The organism is Rhodohalobacter sp. 614A (assembly GCF_021462415.1).
In the GTDB taxonomy this organism is placed as follows: domain Bacteria; phylum Bacteroidota; class Rhodothermia; order Balneolales; family Balneolaceae; genus Rhodohalobacter.
This window is the reverse complement of record NZ_JAKEDS010000004.1, coordinates 94,954-112,458: the sequence shown is the minus strand read 5'-3', so window position 1 is coordinate 112,458 and position 17,505 is coordinate 94,954. Positions and strand designations below refer to the sequence as shown.

The window sequence follows — 17,505 nt, the reverse complement described above, 5'->3', positions numbered from 1 at the left end:
TAAATGTAAGAAAGATCTGATTCTTGCCATAAAATGAAGGCGTAATTTTTCCTGTTTAAACGGGGTTATTCCAATATTGACTTTACTTTTAAATGATATCGTCGTTTGTTGTGTTCTTTATAAAGATCTGACCAGGAGTTATAAAGCACCGTTTTATTTATGCCCAAAAACATTTTTTGTGAAAACACCCTTGATCAATTACAACATCACTTCACAGTAATTTATGGAAAAGATAGGGTTGATGAATGTATAAAACGAACGAAGAAGCTCGTTCAGAAGTATAATCTGAAACCTTCCAAAAAAGTTTCCTTTCACGACGTTTGGACACATAAAGATCATATTCTTATTACCTATGGGGATATGATTCAGCCCAGTCGCGGTGAGCCCATCTCAAAACTGAGAAAGCAGCATCAATTTCTGAAAGAAAGCCTGAGCGATACTATCAGCTCTGTGCATATTCTTCCGTTTTTTCCAAGCTCATCGGACGACGGTTTCTCTGTTGTTGAATACCGAAGGGTGGATGAACGGCTTGGCGGGTGGGATGATATCGGGGAACTGAGCAAGGATTTTCGATTAATGGCCGATCTTGTGATGAACCACGCTTCCCGATACAGCGAATGGTTTAAGAAATACCTGAGGAAAGAGGAAAAATATAAAGATTATTTTATTGAGATTGATCCCGCCGAAAACCTGTCTGAAGTCACACGCCCGAGAAGCACACCGCTGCTCACGCCGGTTCACACCAAGAACGGTGAGAAATTTGTCTGGTCAACATTTAGCGATGACCAGATTGATGTCAATTTCAGAAACCTGGATGTACTTTTTGAATATCTCGACATCTTTTTCTTTTACCTGAGCAAGGGCCTCTCTGTGATTCGCCTGGATGCAGTGGCGTTTATCTGGAAAAAAATTGGATCGAACTGTATTCATTTAAAAGAGACTCACGAAATTGTGAAACTCATGAGAACCCTGGTTGACTGTTTTTCTCCCAAGGCTACAATCATTACAGAGACAAATGTTCCTCATAAAGAAAACATCAGTTATTTTGGTGATGGCGATGAAACTCACATGGTGTACCAGTTTAGCCTGCCTCCGCTTTTACTTCATGCCATTCTTACGGAAAATGCGTTTTATCTCACAAAATGGGTAAAATCTCTCGATAAGCTTCCTGAGAACTGTACCTATTTCAACTTTACGTCTTCACATGACGGAATTGGGGTTCGTCCGCTGGAAGGGTTGGTCCCCCAGAATGAGTTTAATGAACTGGTTGAAGGAGTAAAGAAAAAAGGCGGGTTTGTTTCCGAGAAGAAAAACCCGGATGGCACGCTTTCCCCTTACGAATTAAATATCACTTATTTCGATGCATTTACTGTGATTAACGGATCTCAATCGAAGCAGGAGCGACGCTATATGTGTTCGCAGATATTAGCGGTTAGCCTGAAGGGGGTGCCGGGGATCTATTTTCATAACTTTACAGCTACCCGGAATAATTTGCAGGGTGTTTCGATTACGGGAAGGTACAGAACCATCAACCGAAAAAAATGGAGTTATGATGAACTGACAAGCGCCCTCAGCGACCCGGATACAACAACGGCAAGAATTTTCTCCAACATGAAGGAGGTTATTTCACTCCGAAAAAAACACCCGGCTTTTCATCCCTTTGGCGGCCAGGAAGCATATGATATTGACGACCGTATTTTCTGTCTCCTCAGATGGGATCCTGATAAGACCGAAAAGGTTTTGGTGCTGGCAAATGTGACGGGTGAAAATGTCAAAGTTGATCTGAAAGAGCATCCACTTCCTTTAAAAAATGGCTCCAGTTACAATGATATTCTTTCAGGAAACCAATACGTCTCGAATGGGGAAGTTGAGCTCCCGCCGTATAAAGTGATATGGATTAAAGTTTGACAAAAGATTTTAATTGGGAAAGCGAAGTAATGATCAAGTCAGGAATAATATCCTTACATCGGGTGTCATCTTCCCGCCATTTCAGCGAGCGTTTGTCACCTGCAAAAAGAGCCGTTTTCATTCCAAGCTCGTGAGCGGGATACACATCTTTCAGCATATCATTTCCAACATATAACACATCCGAAGGATCGAGGTCTTTGTCAAAGTTCTTCAGTTTATCTATGAAATCCCGGTAAAACTGCAAGCCGGGTTTTTTTAGGTTTTCCTCGAACGACCAATGCAGGAGTTTTTCTTCGAAACCAAGTTCATCCAGGGAATGTTCGGTCAAAGCTTCAAGAACAATGGGCGTGTAAAACTGCGAGTTAGATATAATTCCCTGCACAAATCCTTTCTCTTTGAAATATTTGAGGGTTTCAACGGCGTCACTCATGGGCCAAACGGGATTCATTCTTGCTTCAAACTCTACGGAAACCACATTTTGTATTGAATCTCCTTTGGGATATTCAATGAGGTTTTTCTCTTCCATTATTTCCAAAACCTCTTTCCAAACCGTTCGGATATCAGGTTCGGGGTATTCGATTCCGTTTTGTTTTAGGTTTTGGATCTGTTCTTCAACAACTTCATTATAAATTTTGAACCCGTCAGAACCGGCATTTTTGTCCAGGATTTTAATCCCTGAATTTTCCAGGGTTTCGGTAAGGAGACCGGCATTTACGTTTCCGTCATCAATCCCGATATCTCCCACGCCGGAGATGAAGAGCGTGCCGTAAAAATCGTAGGCAATAACACGAATTCCTTCAATAGGATGAAGTGTAGGAATGGTATCGGTGTCAATCGGTTCAAGTGGTTTGGAGAGATTGACAAACCTTTCATGCAAATCGGTGAAATCCATTGGTGGTCGCTGAGAGATTACTTCTTGAATTTTTTACGATATTCTTCGATTTCAATCATTGGTGGTCGCTCTTCTTCAATGATTTCCATCATGTTTTGTTCGTAATGATTCTGTTTGACCTGGAATTGCCTGAGGATAGTTTCATGCTCAGCTTTTTCGAAAATTCCAAGCGCTTTGGCACGCTTGATGAATGTTTGCAGAATACCGAACGACATTTTCCCAAGTGCCTGTGTCGGTTTGTTTTCGTGCACTCGTTTATCGAGATCGGTTTGTGCAAATGCCTGAAGGCCGTAATTGTGATAGACATCAATTAAATGAGATGTCTCTACGCCATAACCAATCGGGAATGCGATCTTTTCAAGTACTTCCCGGCGAACCGCATATTCACCAGAAAGTGGTTGAATAATTCCCGTTAATTCGGGGAAGAAAAGTGAGAAAAGGGGCCTTACCAAAATTTCCGTTACGCGTCCGCCTCCGGAAGCCCGCACATTGCCAGAAAATGCCAGCGGCCGGTCGTAAAATGCTTTTACATATTGAACTTCATCCCGGTGGATGAGAGGAGCGACCAAGCCATAAACAAAGCGCGGATGAATGTTACTGATATCGGCATCCACATACACAATGATATCTCCTTCAAGCTGATAAATAGCTTTCCAGAGATTTTCGCCTTTACCTTTTTTGGGTTCAAGGTCGGGTAAAATATCGGATGCCAGATAGGTATCCGCGCCATAATTTTTGGCAACTTCCAGGGTGTTATCCTCTGAACCGGAATCAATTACAGCAATCTCATCAATTAAGGGATAACGTTCTACCAGTTCTGATTTGAAGATAATAAGTTCCTTGCCAATGGTTTTCTCTTCATTCAAAGTTGGCAGGCAGAGAGAGATTTTTAATCCCTTTTTTTCTTTAGCCTCTACCAGTTTTTTGAGATCCCAGAATTCTGAATGGTGATAGGTATTATTATCAATCCAATCTTGAAGCTTACTCACAATATCCTCCGTCAACAGCTAAAATGATTCCGATTAATTGAGCCAGCCCTTTAAAAATCGGCTCTATCTGAATGGTTTCATTGGTTTTAAATGTTCGTTCCCCTACGGTAATTCCGAGTGTAAGTGCGGGGATTTTTTCATCAATGAGGGCAGAAAGTTCTGATGTACTTGGTGCCAGGCGCGGTTCAATATCCAGCGATTCCATAACTACGCGTGCACAGTTGGTAAGGGGATGGGCAAATGGAATTCCGCCGGGACTGCGTTTCGCAAATATATCGAGTTCTACCTGGTCGCCGGTTTTTGAGGAGACTTCCATCACAATATCCTGGATGGTTTCCCCGGCTTTTTCTACCACTTCCTGCGATTCAGACCGTACTTCGAAGCCAAGAGTTGCATCCCGTGCAATGGTGTTGAAAGAAGTACCGCCAACGATAGATCCCATTACAATACTGGTTCGTGGCCGTTTGGGCAGCCGTATATCATTAATTTTGTTGATGACTTCATTGAGAGTCAAAATTGCACTTGCATCGCCAAAACGCGACCAGTCATAACTTTCGGGAACCGTACATGTGATTTCTCCCCGGAACATTCCAATGGAGGAATAACTCAGCCGGCCAAGTTGAATGCCTTCAAGGCAAATGGCATCACTTATTTTAAATGGGTTGTTCTCCAAAAAGAAGCGGATGCCTTCAAGGTTCCCCCGGCCCAGACTTTGAACGCCTGCCAATAAAACCAGGTCTTTCTTGAGCTCAATATCGAGATCTTCCAAAATGTAAGGGAGTGTCATGAGAGCGGCGAGTCCAAGGCTGTTGTCAGCCACCCCGGGGCCGGTAATGGAGCCGCTGGAAACCTGCATGGTATGATCTGTCTTGGCAGAGAAAATCGTATCTGCGTGGGCATTTAACAGGATGGAAGACTTACCCTCTTTTCCGGAGAGTACGCCAACACCATTGCCTTGATCATCAATCGAAGAGTCGGTCAAACCCGCTTCATCAAAACGATTGAGTATAAATTTAATCCTGTCTTCTTCGCCAAATGTCGGAGCCGGGATTTCTCCAACCATCACAAGATTTGCCAAAAGTAGTTCCCGATATTTTTTAAGTTTTTTTTCTAACCCGTTTAACTTTTTTTCGAGTGGTTTAAAGTCCGTCATATTTTGTTAATAATAATGATATTCTTACTTCATTGAAGATGAGAAATTTTGGGCAACTATTCATCTTAAACCCTCATTGATTTGAATAGTTTCGAAAATTTAACATCCACTTAACCAGAATAAATAGAAAACCTGTAAGGTTTCATCATTATACCTAACGCAACCATGCTGTGATGCGTTCTGATAAACGGATATTAAAACGATGCTTTATGCCAGGGCGGGCTCAGCGTAAAATTCTCTGATCGAAGTTTTTCGGATAGGAGTAGCCATCAAAGTAGCAGACGTACAATCGGTGATTTCAACTTCTACATAATCTCCCTTTTGGAAATCACGGCGGTCAAAAACCACCATTTTGTTTGTATCGGTTCTGCCGGAAAGCTGTTCGCTGGATCGCTTGCTTTCTCCCTCGGCCAGAACAAGATGTCTCTTGCCAATCTCCAGTTTGTTATTCTTTTGCTGGATGTTCATCTGTTGTTGAATGATTTCAGAAAGCCGTCTCTTTTTAACTTCCTCGGGAACATTATCCTCATATTTTCGATGTGCGAGTGTTCGTTCACGCTCGGAGTAGGCAAACATATAGGCTAAATCGTATTCTACGATTTTCATCAAAGAGACGGTGTCTTTGTGTTCCTCATCCGTTTCATCACAAAAACCTGCGATAATATCTGTAGAGAGTGAAACATCGGGAATAATTTCCCTCATTCGCTCAACCAAATCCAGGTACTGTTCTCGTGTATAGGGACGCCGCATACGTTCCAGAGTTGTGGAACTACCGGATTGAGCCGGAATGTGAATGTAATTACAGAGATTCGGCCGTTCGGCAATCAGGTGCAGAAGAGGTTCGGGGAAATCTTTTGGATGCGGAGAAGAAAACCGAAAACGTATTTCCGGATCAACTTTACTGGCTTCATCCATCAAGCGGGTAAAGTCGATATCTTCATATTTGTAAGAATTTACGTTCTGTCCCAGAAGGGTAACTTCTTTATATCCCTGCTCACTGAGTTGCTTAATTTCATTTAATATACTTTTCAGGGGACGGCTGCGCTCCCGGCCTCTTGTGAAAGGCACGACGCAGAAAGCGCACATGTTGTCGCAACCGCGCATGATGGATACGAAAGCACTTACACCGTTATCGCTAGTTCGTACCGGGCTGATATCGGCATAGGTTTCCTCGAGAGATAAAAGAACGTTCACCGCTTTCCGTCCATCATCAACTTCTGCAAGCAGATTTGGGATGTCGCGATACGCATCGGGTCCCACAACAATATCTACCAGTTGTTCCTGGTCGATGATTTGATCACGGATTCGCTCAGCCATGCAGCCGAGAACGCCAACAGTCAAATCGCCTTTATCTTTTTTGAGTGATCGAAATTCTTTCAGACGATTCCAGACTTTGGTTTCGGCATTTTCGCGAATGGAACAGGTGTTCACAAAAATAACATCTGCTTCCTCGGCTGAATGCACTGGTTCCATGCCTTCTTTCATAAGGATGGAATTGACGATTTCAGAATCGGCAAAGTTCATCTGACAACCGTACGTCTCTATGTAGAATCTTTTATTACTCATTTGATTGGTTTCTTTGACTCGACTGAGCCATCAAAAATAACCAAGATAATGGAATGTTAACAGCTTAATTCTAAAGCAAATATTTTTACTGGATACTGAGAAGTTCTACTTCAAAAAGAAGTACGGCACCAGGATATATATAAGAATTTGTGGGAGGTTGATTGCCATACGCAAGATTTGCAGGTAATAAAAATTCGTAAGTTGAGCCGGGTGACATTAATTGGAGTCCTTCACCGAATCCTTCAATTGGTGGATTTGTGCCTCCCAAATTAAATGTAACGGATTCTTGTGAACCAAACTCCAAGCCATTTATTAAGGTGCCCGTATAATTTACAACAACGGAAGAATTTTCATCGGGGCTTTCTCCTTCACCTTCTTGAATAACACGGTATCGAAGGCCGCTATCAGTAGTTGTTACATCCTCTTGTTGCGTATAACCTTCAACAAAACCTTCTTGTGTGTTTAAAAGTCTGATTCTTTCAAAGTGGATCACCCTACCATCTCCAAAAGCGAGTTGTGTCGGAAAAACCATCTCATACATACTGCCAATGTTCATTAACTGAATTCCTTCCTGGTAACCCGCAAGGTCATACTGAAGAAGAATAAGAGTAGGTGTATCATTTTCAAATGTATTAACAGAAGTACTTTCATCTATAGTTGCTCCTTCAAGATGAACCAAAACAATAGATTCAGGCCCGGGTTTTACACCTTCACCTTCTTCTATAACGCGATATAAAAGTCCACTGCTTGTTTTTGTTACGTTGTTTTGCTGAGAAAATTCTTCGTAGAAAGCGAGGTCGTCAGTGTCATCATAACTGGAGCTTGAGCTGTCAAGACAACCTGTTAGAAGTATAAAAAGTGGAATTAAAGCAAGTTTAAAATTTTTCATAAAAATAGATTTAAAGATATTCGTTGAGTAAATAATGGACACATTCTCTGTTAAAAAATTTCAACCAGGGAAAGTTCAAAAATAAGAGTAGTACCCGGACAGATGTCTCCGGCTGTGGTTTCTCCAAAACCCAGGTTGGAGGGAACTACAAATTCATAAGTGGCCCCTTCTTCCATTAACAGGATTCCTTCCCGAACGCCATCCAGTGTGAAATTTTCAACTTTGAATGTTAGTCCGTTGGGCAAATCGCTGGTTGTATCAAAGATTGTTCCATCAATAAATCTGCCTACGAAATCTATTCGAACTGAGTCTGAAGCTGCAGGCACGGGGCCGTCACTCGTCTCAATTATACGGTATTGAAGGCCGCTGTCGGTTTCAGTTACATCTTCATTTTGAGCGTTTTGTTGAAGGTACTCTGTGTTCGCCTGGCGGTCGTGGTCATCACAGGATTCGTTTGGCCCTGACAAAACCAGTACAGAAGCTGCAAAAAGAGGAAGTAAAGCAGACCGTTTCATTGAGCAGTTAGATTAAATTCAGTAGATAGATATAACAGTTATACACTTGCAAACGGAGGAAGACCTATCAGTATTTTTTCGATTGAAATAAGAGCTTCGGGAATCGAATGTTCCAATTCTTTCTCTAAGCCCGAATCATAAAAGTCTACCTCGTTAAAATCAGCCCAAAACTTTCTCTGCTCATCAATTTTGGGGATTACATCTACAATATCGTCAGCGTCAAAAAACAGGAGCTTTCGATGAATTTCTTCCAGCAAATCATTGATTCCACCTGCAATGGTTACAAAGAACGGCGCTTCATCGGGTTCGTTTTTGCTCATCAGGTTATGAAGGGCAAAAGAAAGTTTTCGAACTTCCCGAACCTTATCGATGAGTTCGTTACGTGAAGCTCTGTTATCAGAAAGATTATTGTAATAACGGTAATTTCGGATTAAGCGCAGGCTTTCGGTAAGAATCAGGGCAGAGGATGCTGCTGTGAAAGTTGCGAGAGCTTTGCTGCTTAATTCGGCCATGTGTCGGGGTTCTTTCTCCAGGCGTTTAGCAATTTCAGATCTTCATCTTTGATTTTACCCGTTTCAAGGGCAACATCAATCAAAGTTGTGTAGTCTGTTAAACTGTAGAAAGGGATCTCTTTTTCTTCGAACTTCTGTACGGATTTATCAAATCCATATGTGAAAATGCTGAGTAGCCCCTGTACATCGGCACCAATAAATTGGAGTGCATCAATTACTGAAATGGCAGACCCGCCTGTAGAAACAAGATCTTCAATGACAATGGTAGACTGGCCTTTATCGACACCTCCTTCAATCTGGTTTCCAAGTCCATATGCTTTTGCTTTTGCACGAACATAGGCCAGGGGTTTGTCAAGGCTGCCGGCAACCCAGGCGGCATGTGGAATTCCTGCTGTGGCCGTTCCTGTAATTACCTCAACCTGGGGGAATTTATCTTCAATAATATTTATAAAAGCCCGTGAAATTTTTCTGCGAATTTCGGGATAACGAAGGGTTAACCGATTGTCGCAGTAGATGGGGGAGTTCCAGCCAGAAGCCCACGTAAATGGGTTGTTTGGCCTGAGAATCACTGCATTAATATCAAGTAATGATTTTGCAAGCTCTCTGGAATATGTCTTATCAATAATCATGCGTTTCGAAATATTCTGTCAAATTAAATACAACGTATCGTAAAATGAATTAATATGGTTTCAGTTTAATTTTTTAAAAACGTTTTTGATAACGATCTGTAAACTCTTCTCAAAAGAGTGCAAGGTGAATATACTCCGAAAGATGTAGACAAATAAGCGCATAGACACCCGCAAGAAGATCGTCAGCTAATATACCAATTTCTCCGGGCAATTTTTGCAACTTATCAATACCCAGGGGTTTGAGAATATCAAAGAAACGGAAAAAGAGGAATCCAATAAGGAGTGTCAGAAGATCTTCCACAAAAACAAATGTAAAACCTGTTGCAATAAATACGAGGCTTTGGCCGGCGCACTCATCAAGCACAAATTGAGATGGATCATGTCCGTAAACTTTTTGCGCTTCTTCAGCACACAGCATGGATACTACACAGGAGGTGACAAAGAAGATGGGAATTCCAAATAGCGGGAAAAAGTATGCAACAATGTAAACAGCAGGTAAAGTGACCAAACTTCCCCAGGTACCGGGGGCGTTGGGTAAAAAGCCGGTACCGAAAAGTGTTCCGAACACTAATTTTATATTCATGGCCGTTCCGCTTTTTTGCTGAAAAGTGCACGGTTAACGACCAGGTACTCGATGCCGGAGTACAGCGTGACAGCAACCACAACCATCATTCCCCAAAAGAAAACATCAGAAGCCAGAACATTCTGAATGACTTCACCAAATCGGCCCCTGAAAAGCATCAAGAGCCCAAAGAAAAGTGCAATGTAAAGGAATACCATCTGCAGAGCTGTTTTGGCTTTTGCAGTAGCTCGTGTTTCCATTGAAAATCCCTTTCGGTTTGCATAAATACGGAGCGAGGTAATGATAATGTCGCGAATTACAATCAGAACAACGGCCCACCACGGGAATTGATTGGGATCGAGAAAAGGGAGACAGACAAAACCGGCAAAGGTTAGAAATTTGTCGGCAAGGGGATCCAGAAAAACGCCAAAATCACTTTCAACGTTAAATCGGCGGGCAATATAGCCATCAACAAAATCGGTTGCAGCAGCCACTATAAAGATTACAAGACTAAGGGCTCTCCAAAAAACCTGGTCCTGAATAAATAAAATCAGAAAAATGGGGGCCAGAATAAGCCGAAAACTGCTAAGAATATTTGGTACTTTTTCCACGCCTTAAGTTATCATTCTAGATAATGAAATGTAATTCAGATCTGTCGGATTTTAAATCCGTTTTTCAAGCAGGTATACGAGTGAAACAGATTTGGGTTATTTTCTAAAATTCTATTGAGTTTTGTCGTTAATAAAAGGAATACGATCTGTATTTCATACATGTTCAGCAAAGTCCTATTTTCACTTCTATGATTAAAGCAAATATCATCACAATTGGCAATGAGTTACTGATCGGGGATACCGTTAACACAAATGCATCCTGGATTGGCAGTAAACTTACGGAATGGGGTTTTTCTGTGCAGAAGATGATTTCTATTCCTGATGATTTTACTGCAATTACAGAACAGATTTCTGATTCTTTAAAGAAGGCCGGCCTGACTATTGTGACAGGTGGGTTGGGCCCCACGCATGATGATATCACTAAAAAAGCTGTTGCCCAACTCTTTGACAGCCAATTGGTTGAAAACAAACACGTATTGAAGCACATTCAATCCATTTTTGAGAAAAGAGGCTTTGTTTTTTCCAAATCAAACCGGGAACAAGCGCTTGTGCCGGAAAACTGTGACGTTCTGTTCAACACACAGGGAACGGCACCCGGCATGTGGTTTGAAAAAAATGGAAGATGTGTGGCTGTCCTGCCGGGAGTGCCGTACGAAATGAAGCACCTGATGGAAAATCAGGTTTCAAAAAAGGCAACCGAATACTTTCATGAGCGTGACGAAGTTATAACAGAGTATTATAAAACGGCAGGAATTCCGGAAAGCACATTAAGTGATCAGATCGGGAACCTGGATGAGTACACATCAAATGGAGTTGGAATTGCATATTTGCCGAATCCCAGTGGAGTTACGATTCGGATCAACGCAAATTCGGAGGGAAAATTGGTACAGCTTCGAAAGAAATTAGCGGATAGGGCCGGAAATTATATCTACGGACAAGGAAAGGATTTGTCTCTTTCTGAAGTTGTGGGAAAGCTGCTTGTTGAGAAAAACCTGACGATTGCCACGGCAGAAAGCTGCACAGGCGGTTTGCTGGCAAATGAAATTACAGATATCGCCGGAAGTTCACGCTATATGATGGGCGGTGTTGTAGCCTACGCTAACGAAGTAAAAAAAGAGATTTTAGGTGTTTCACAACACTCGTTGGATGAAGAAGGAGCCGTAAGCAAAACCGTGGCATTGCAGATGGCCAGGGGAGTTGCAGAACATTTGGAGACAGATATCGGGGTTTCTACAACAGGAATTGCCGGTCCGGATGGCGGGACAGAAGAAAAACCGGTTGGCCTTGTCTGGATGGGGTTTTGGATTATGGGTGAACATTTTGCCCTGAAATCCATCTTTACAAATAACCGGCTTGTGAATAAAGAGAGAACGGTGATGGTAGTATTGGAATGTGTACGGCGAAAACTGTTGGAAATGGACAGCCTGCCGTACGAACTTAAACCTCAACTGCCCTGATGTTGATAGCTTCACTCTTTGCTGTTGTTTTTGGCTTTTTGCAGGTGATGCCAATTGAGGCTGTTCAGGATACGCTGCCTGCACCCGCTATGGCGGATACCACCGGACAGGTTCCCGGCATGGCTGAAGAAGAGGAGGAGGTTATTCCCGATACTGTGCATGTTTGGAATTACAACTTCCCCGAATCCTTTGAGATGAGTGAAACGGACAGCACGCTTCGATGGGTGAATCTCTTAAACCTATTCAACAAATTTCATAGCGAAAGAGGAGCTATTACTTATCGGACGGGGACATTAGGACGAATGGATGGAATTCTTCTCCATAGCTTTGAGACCCGGCATATGAATTTGGAATTGGAAGGATTGGATCTCAATGATCCGCTAACCGGAAATGTAAACTGGAACCGGCTGCCCATTCACAAAATCAGTCGTTTTTATGAAGCCAGTTATGGCGCATCATATCGTTCCCGCGCAATATTGAGAGATCACTATTTGGTTCAACCCCGAACCTATCTGAATTTTGATGAGAGCAAATATGATCATCGCAGCCTTGAGTTTTCATTCACCCAAAACTTTCAAAAAAGAACAAACCTGGAGCTTTCATTTTGGGATCGGAGGGATGGAGGTGGATATCGCCGACGCGCAGTTGTGGGCAAACAGGCTGTTGTGCGCGGGTATCATCAGTTAAATAACAGATGGCTGCTGAAGTTCGGATACATCAATAACGGAATGGACCGTGAAGAACCATTTGGTTATTCCATAACAGATCCGGTTTTCTTTCCATTTAATACATTTGTGGCAAATCCAATCCAGACTAATGCATCTTCCAATCAAACTTCGAATGATGTGTACGTTCAAATGCATCACAGGGCCGATACATTAAGCAATGTTTCAACTATTTTTGGATTGCACTATCAAACCAGCAAATGGTCTCTGGAGTATAATGCAGATACGCTGGCAACAAATTTCTCAAATTTCGAATTATTTGCCCGGCAGCGGCTTTCTTTTGGTTCTACCGAGATCTATGGAACCGTACGTGGTTTTGTGTTGAATGAAAAGGAGAAATCCAACCTGGCAGAAACCAGCTGGATTGGTGGAGAGGTAAGCATTGATGCGACTCAAAAAATCAGCCGGCTTTTTGAACTCAACGGGTTTTTGTCAACTGAATATTGGGACGATGGCCGGGAGTCTGTAGAATATTCCGGACGCCTCATTTTTTCGCCCATTCAACGAATACGACTCTCTGGTTTTGCCGGAACTCTGTCAAAAGCCCCGGATAATCAATCGTTATATTGGCAGTCAGAAGAGTATGTGGGTTCATCCGATCTGCTTAATGAAGAATCGAACTTTCTGGGGGCACAGGCAGAAATTGATTTTTTGAAAACTCTTACGCTTGGTGTGCGGGCTGATATCAGGGAAACTACAAATGCGGTTTTTGTTCATGAGGATCTTTTCCAAAATATTGATCCTTATACTATAACCAGCGGAACGGCATGGCTATCTCTTAATTCACGGATCTTTGAGGGAGAAGTGTCCGGCACATATAAAGAGTATTCCTCAGATAGTATCCATCCGGTCAATCAAACTTTGGCGTCATCCGGCGAGAGGATTTGGATTAAGAGTAATTTCTATTGGAAAAACTATCTTTTTGATCGTGCCACCTTTGTGAAGGCCGGGCTTTCCGGAATTTATTCGCTGAATCCGTTTCGAACGGCTGAATTTATTACACCATTAAATAGATGGCAGCATGGAACAAATGAGTTTATCAACCCCTCTTACTATCGGTTAGATGTAGATGTGTCGGCTCGAATCAGGTGGTTTATGGTACTTTTGAAATGGGAAAATGTACTTGACCAAGTTGAACAGCTGGGGTACTTTGAATCGGTAGGACACCCCATGCCGGGACGCCGATTCAGGTTTGGAATCAGAGTTCTTTTTACAAATTAGAGTTTTTTTGATGAGTATAGGATATGTTATAAAAGAAGGATTTGCAGGATTGGGAAGAGCCCGGCTCGCTGCACTCACTTCTATGTTCTCGCTTTTTATCGCTGTTCTGTTGATCGGCGTACTTTTCCGGTTGGGATATAATGCTTACGAAGTAACCCAACTCCTTCAACAACAAGTGGAAGTGGAAGTGTTTCTTGATGATTTAAATAGCACAGAAGTACAACTAATGGAGGGGCGGCTTACCGAAAATCCAGGTGTTACCGGCCTTTCCTATATTTCAAAAGATAGTGCCGCACAGGTTTTTCAGCAGGAATTCGGCACCGGTGGAGAAGCCATTGCAGAGCTGGATTTTCTTCCCGCATCATTCCGGCTGGTTATTACTGAAGATTATACCGTTGCCCAGGTCGATTCTCTCGTCCAGGAGATTAACACGTATGAAGGGGTGGATGAGGTAAGATTCAATATGGCACTTTTACAGATGATCGAATCCCGAACGGATACGCTCTTTATGTTTGGCGGAGCTATCGGGATTTTCATTTTGCTGGTAGCCATGATTCTCGTTTTTAATACCATTCGTCTTACTATTTATGCCAAACGGGATCTCATAAAAGCCATGAAACTTGTGGGAGCCACAAACGCGTTCATCCGCAGGCCTTTTCTTGTTGAGGGAATCCTCCAGGGGTTGATTGCAGGAGGACTGGCTGCGGTAGTTGTCTATTCACTCTTTTATTGGGGTATTCCGTACTTCATGCCGCAAATCGGCGTGCTTTCCTGGCCGTTTGGTAAATGGTACTATTTAGTTGGAGGGATTATTCTGCTGGCCATATTTCTGGGGTGGTGGGGAAGCCGTTGGGCTGCCCACAAGTTTATCAAGGATATGGGGGTTTCCTCGTAGTCTTGTATTTCATTTAGAAGGAATGAAACAATCGAAGGATCTCGTAGTCAGGACTGATATTCTTGAATGGTGACTAGCCTTTCTGTTCGTTCGGTATGACGAGTAAAAAAAATTATCAAGGGGTGACACTCACTTGTCACTTTGCCGATTTACATTGTGGTATAACATCAAACAAACCACATATCACAATGACAAATGCAGCAAAAAAATTGAATCTGGTCACAAAACACGAACCCATTCTTATTTCCATCTTCCGGAAAGCAGAGAAAGAATATAAAGAACTGGAAGAAATGTTCAGCCTGATTGGATGGGGAGATCTGCCTGACGAACTCAAGTTCGCCATCGAAACAGACGTGAAAGGATATATAGATGAACTCAATGGCCGTTATTCAACCACGTGTGCCGGGGTTCAGAGACGGCGTGAGAGCGTTGATTTTTGGGTAAATAGTTATCTTGATGGAATCTGCTCTTTGGATACAGCTCTGAATGCCTTAAAGGTGACAAAACTCTAAACATTTATTCCGATTTGAGGTAAGGAAGTTCACATGGATTTTTTATCTTTACCAAACTGTAAAAAAAGTAAATTTTTCCATGACGAATTCCTCCCCCTTCGCCAGTATTACCCGCCAGGGATTAACATATGATGATGTTCTTCTTGTACCATCTTACTCTCAGGTTTTACCGCGCGATGTTGATACAAAAGTAAAACTCACTCCAACCATTACATTAAACACGCCGGTTTTCAGTGCGGCGATGGATACTGTTTCGGAATACCGCCTTGCCATTGCGCTTGCACGAGAAGGCGGCATTGCCATGCTTCATAAGAACATGTCCATCGAAGATCAGGCCGAGCACGTTCGGTTGGTGAAAAGAAGTGAGAGCGGAATGATTGTTGATCCCGTAACACTTCCTCCAACTGCGACGGTGAAAGACGCCCGGGCATTGATGAAAAAGCATAAAATTGGCGGAATACCGATTGTAGAACAAGGAAATAGACTAATCGGTATTGTTACGAATCGGGATTTACGGTTTGAACACTACGTAGATAAACGTCTCGATACAATTATGACCAGTGAAGATCTCATCACTGCAAAAGAAAATACAAGCTTGGAAGAGGCTGAAGAGATTCTTCAACAATATAAAGTAGAGAAACTTCCCATTGTTGATAAGAATAAGGTGCTGGTCGGGTTGATTACGTTTAAGGACATTGAGAAGAAAATGAACTTCCCAAATGCCTGTAAAGACGAAATGGGCCGTTTGCGGGTAGGCGCCGCAGTAGGAGTTACACCCGATACAATGGATCGCGTGGATGCCTTAGTAGAATGTGGTGTGGATATTGTGACGGTTGACACGGCACACGGACACTCGCAAGGTGTGTTGAATGCGGTGAGGAAAATTAAATCAACTTATAAAGATTTGAATGTGGTTGGCGGGAATATTGCCACCCGTGCTGCTGCAGAAGCTCTTGCCGAGTCCGGTGCGGATGTTGTAAAAGTAGGAGTAGGTCCGGGATCTATTTGTACAACCCGTATTGTAACGGGTGTTGGCGTACCTCAGCTTTCCGCCATTATGGAAATTGCCGAGTTCACCAAGGAAAATGGAATTGGTTTGATTGCCGACGGTGGCATCAAACAGACCGGAGATATTCCAAAAGCCATAGCCGGTGGCGCTGATGCTGTAATGATGGGTTCCATGTTTGCCGGAGTGGATGAAAGTCCGGGCGAGACCATTATTTATGAATCCAGGAAATACAAATCGTATCGGGGGATGGGAAGTTTGGGAGCGATGGCAAAAGGTTCCAGCGACCGCTACTTCCAGGATGTGGAAGACGATCTTAAACTCGTTCCTGAAGGAATTGAAGGCCGCGTTCCTTATAAAGGCTATTTAAGTGAAGTGGTTCACCAGATGACAGGTGGTTTGCGCGCGGCCATGGGATATGTAGGAGCAACCACTATTGATGAACTCAAGCAAGCCGAATTTGTACAGATATCAGCAGCCAGTTACCGCGAGGGACATCCGCATTCCGTACAGATTACTAAAGAAGCTCCGAACTATTCCGTATCCTGATTATAAATCGTAATTGATATCAAAAGAAAGAGACTTCTTTCGCCAGCATGCATACAATGTGGGATTTTCTTAGAAAAATATTCTCGGAGAAAGAAGGTAAGGTGACCGTCGTGGTTCTGGATGAAAACGATCCGGATGCGTCTAATACATTCAAGCTTACATCTCTTGATGTTATAAAAACGGGTATTGTTGTAGCTGTTCTTGCCATTATTTTTACGGTAGCAATTTTCTTCGTTACACCGCTCAGTTCAATCTATCAACAACAAATTGATGACCGGTTTCGCGATGAAGTTATTGCTATTAATGAAAGGGTTGAAGCGCTTCAGGATTCACTCTATGCCCGGGAAGTTCAACTAAATGATTTAAAAAACTTCCTGAGAACGGTACCTGATACCAGTTTTGTGGTGAACAATGATATCATAGAATACAATGATAGTGAAGCTGCTGATGAAAATAGCACATGGCGCGGTTCGGTTTCTGTTCCAACCTTTGAGATGCTGAACCAGAATCAAATTATTACGTCTTCAAAACTTGCAAAAGGCCCTGATTTTCCAAGTTTTTATCCGGTAGACGGAGTATTAACGCAAGGTTATTCAACTGATGACGGGCACTTCGGAATTGACCTTGCCGCTAATATGAATACAGAGTTCCGGTCCATTGCTGATGGAACAGTTGTGAATACGGGTTGGACAATTAACTATGGATATGTAATATACGTCCAGCATTCAGATGGCATAATGAGTGTTTATAAGCACAGTGCCAGACTTCTGAAAGAGCAGGGCGATGTGGTGTTGAAAGGCGATCTTCTCGGTCTTGTTGGAAACAGCGGGATTTTGAGTTCCGGGTCTCACCTGCATCTTGAGATTTGGAAGAATGGTGTTCCCCAAAATCCACTTATGTATCTTATGGAGTAA

General features: G+C 42.7%; 17 protein-coding genes. 7 read left to right on the top strand and 10 right to left on the bottom strand.

Annotated elements, in window-relative coordinates; all coding sequences use genetic code 11:
- Positions 1 to 159: 159 nt before the first annotated feature.
- Positions 160 to 1,908, top strand: coding sequence for an alpha-amylase family glycosyl hydrolase (locus L0B18_RS17485; RefSeq protein ID WP_234573155.1), 1,749 nt, complete (start codon positions 160 to 162; stop codon positions 1,906 to 1,908).
- Here L0B18_RS17485 and L0B18_RS17480 read toward each other — a convergent pair.
- The 10 genes from L0B18_RS17480 to pgsA form a co-directional block, all read right to left on the bottom strand.
- A complete protein-coding gene (locus tag L0B18_RS17480) occupies positions 1,898 to 2,800 on the bottom strand; it encodes an HAD family hydrolase (RefSeq protein ID WP_234573154.1) in 903 nt (300 codons plus the stop codon). The two genes, L0B18_RS17485 and L0B18_RS17480, sit on opposite strands and share 11 nt — an antisense overlap.
- Before the next feature lie 17 nt (positions 2,801 to 2,817).
- Complete coding sequence (locus L0B18_RS17475) at positions 2,818 to 3,792, bottom strand: glucosyl-3-phosphoglycerate synthase (protein ID WP_370647608.1); 975 nt, start codon at positions 3,790 to 3,792, stop codon at positions 2,818 to 2,820.
- Positions 3,782 to 4,942: a M20/M25/M40 family metallo-hydrolase gene (locus tag L0B18_RS17470; protein ID WP_234573152.1), complete on the bottom strand. Its 1,161-nt coding sequence runs from the start codon at positions 4,940 to 4,942 to the stop codon at positions 3,782 to 3,784. The genes L0B18_RS17475 and L0B18_RS17470 overlap by 11 nt, the downstream gene beginning before the upstream one ends.
- Positions 4,943 to 5,149: 207 nt before the next feature.
- Complete coding sequence (miaB, locus tag L0B18_RS17465) at positions 5,150 to 6,508, bottom strand: tRNA (N6-isopentenyl adenosine(37)-C2)-methylthiotransferase MiaB (protein WP_234573151.1); 1,359 nt, start codon at positions 6,506 to 6,508, stop codon at positions 5,150 to 5,152.
- A gap of 85 nt (positions 6,509 to 6,593) precedes the next feature.
- The gene (locus tag L0B18_RS17460) at positions 6,594 to 7,397 is read right to left on the bottom strand and encodes an FKBP-type peptidyl-prolyl cis-trans isomerase (RefSeq protein WP_234573149.1); all 804 of its coding nucleotides are present in this window, start codon (positions 7,395 to 7,397) and stop codon (positions 6,594 to 6,596) included.
- A 50-nt stretch (positions 7,398 to 7,447) separates the two neighbouring features.
- Complete coding sequence (locus L0B18_RS17455) at positions 7,448 to 7,912, bottom strand: FKBP-type peptidyl-prolyl cis-trans isomerase (protein WP_234573146.1); 465 nt, start codon at positions 7,910 to 7,912, stop codon at positions 7,448 to 7,450.
- Between the two features lie 38 nt (positions 7,913 to 7,950).
- Complete coding sequence (locus tag L0B18_RS17450; RefSeq protein WP_234573143.1) at positions 7,951 to 8,424, bottom strand: hypothetical protein; 474 nt, start codon at positions 8,422 to 8,424, stop codon at positions 7,951 to 7,953.
- The gene (pyrE, locus tag L0B18_RS17445) at positions 8,412 to 9,053 is read right to left on the bottom strand and encodes an orotate phosphoribosyltransferase (protein ID WP_234573141.1); all 642 of its coding nucleotides are present in this window, start codon (positions 9,051 to 9,053) and stop codon (positions 8,412 to 8,414) included. The genes L0B18_RS17450 and pyrE overlap by 13 nt, the downstream gene beginning before the upstream one ends.
- A 109-nt stretch (positions 9,054 to 9,162) precedes the next feature.
- The gene (locus L0B18_RS17440; RefSeq protein WP_234573139.1) at positions 9,163 to 9,636 is read right to left on the bottom strand and encodes a phosphatidylglycerophosphatase A family protein; all 474 of its coding nucleotides are present in this window, start codon (positions 9,634 to 9,636) and stop codon (positions 9,163 to 9,165) included.
- The gene (gene pgsA / locus L0B18_RS17435; protein ID WP_234573138.1) at positions 9,633 to 10,226 is read right to left on the bottom strand and encodes a CDP-diacylglycerol--glycerol-3-phosphate 3-phosphatidyltransferase; all 594 of its coding nucleotides are present in this window, start codon (positions 10,224 to 10,226) and stop codon (positions 9,633 to 9,635) included. The genes L0B18_RS17440 and pgsA overlap by 4 nt, the downstream gene beginning before the upstream one ends.
- Positions 10,227 to 10,414: 188 nt before the next feature.
- Between pgsA and L0B18_RS17430 the strand changes: the two genes are divergently transcribed.
- The 6 genes from L0B18_RS17430 to L0B18_RS17405 all read left to right on the top strand — a co-directional run bounded on the left by L0B18_RS17430 (position 10,415) and on the right by L0B18_RS17405 (position 17,505).
- Positions 10,415 to 11,683 carry a competence/damage-inducible protein A gene (locus L0B18_RS17430; protein ID WP_234573137.1) on the top strand — a complete coding sequence of 423 codons (1,269 nt, stop codon included), beginning with the start codon at positions 10,415 to 10,417 and terminating at the stop codon, positions 11,681 to 11,683.
- The gene (locus tag L0B18_RS17425) at positions 11,683 to 13,629 is read left to right on the top strand and encodes a putative porin (RefSeq protein WP_234573135.1); all 1,947 of its coding nucleotides are present in this window, start codon (positions 11,683 to 11,685) and stop codon (positions 13,627 to 13,629) included. Before L0B18_RS17430 ends, L0B18_RS17425 begins: the two co-directional genes overlap by 1 nt.
- Positions 13,630 to 13,639: 10 nt before the next feature.
- Complete coding sequence (locus tag L0B18_RS17420; protein WP_234573134.1) at positions 13,640 to 14,524, top strand: cell division protein FtsX; 885 nt, start codon at positions 13,640 to 13,642, stop codon at positions 14,522 to 14,524.
- 188 nt (positions 14,525 to 14,712) lie between these two features.
- A complete protein-coding gene (locus L0B18_RS17415) occupies positions 14,713 to 15,036 on the top strand; it encodes a hypothetical protein (protein WP_234573131.1) in 324 nt (107 codons plus the stop codon).
- 79 nt (positions 15,037 to 15,115) lie between these two features.
- Complete coding sequence (gene guaB, locus L0B18_RS17410; RefSeq protein WP_234573129.1) at positions 15,116 to 16,591, top strand: IMP dehydrogenase; 1,476 nt, start codon at positions 15,116 to 15,118, stop codon at positions 16,589 to 16,591.
- Positions 16,592 to 16,638: 47 nt separating this feature from the next.
- Positions 16,639 to 17,505, top strand: a complete 867-nt coding sequence (locus L0B18_RS17405; RefSeq protein ID WP_234573128.1) for a M23 family metallopeptidase — start codon at positions 16,639 to 16,641, stop codon at positions 17,503 to 17,505.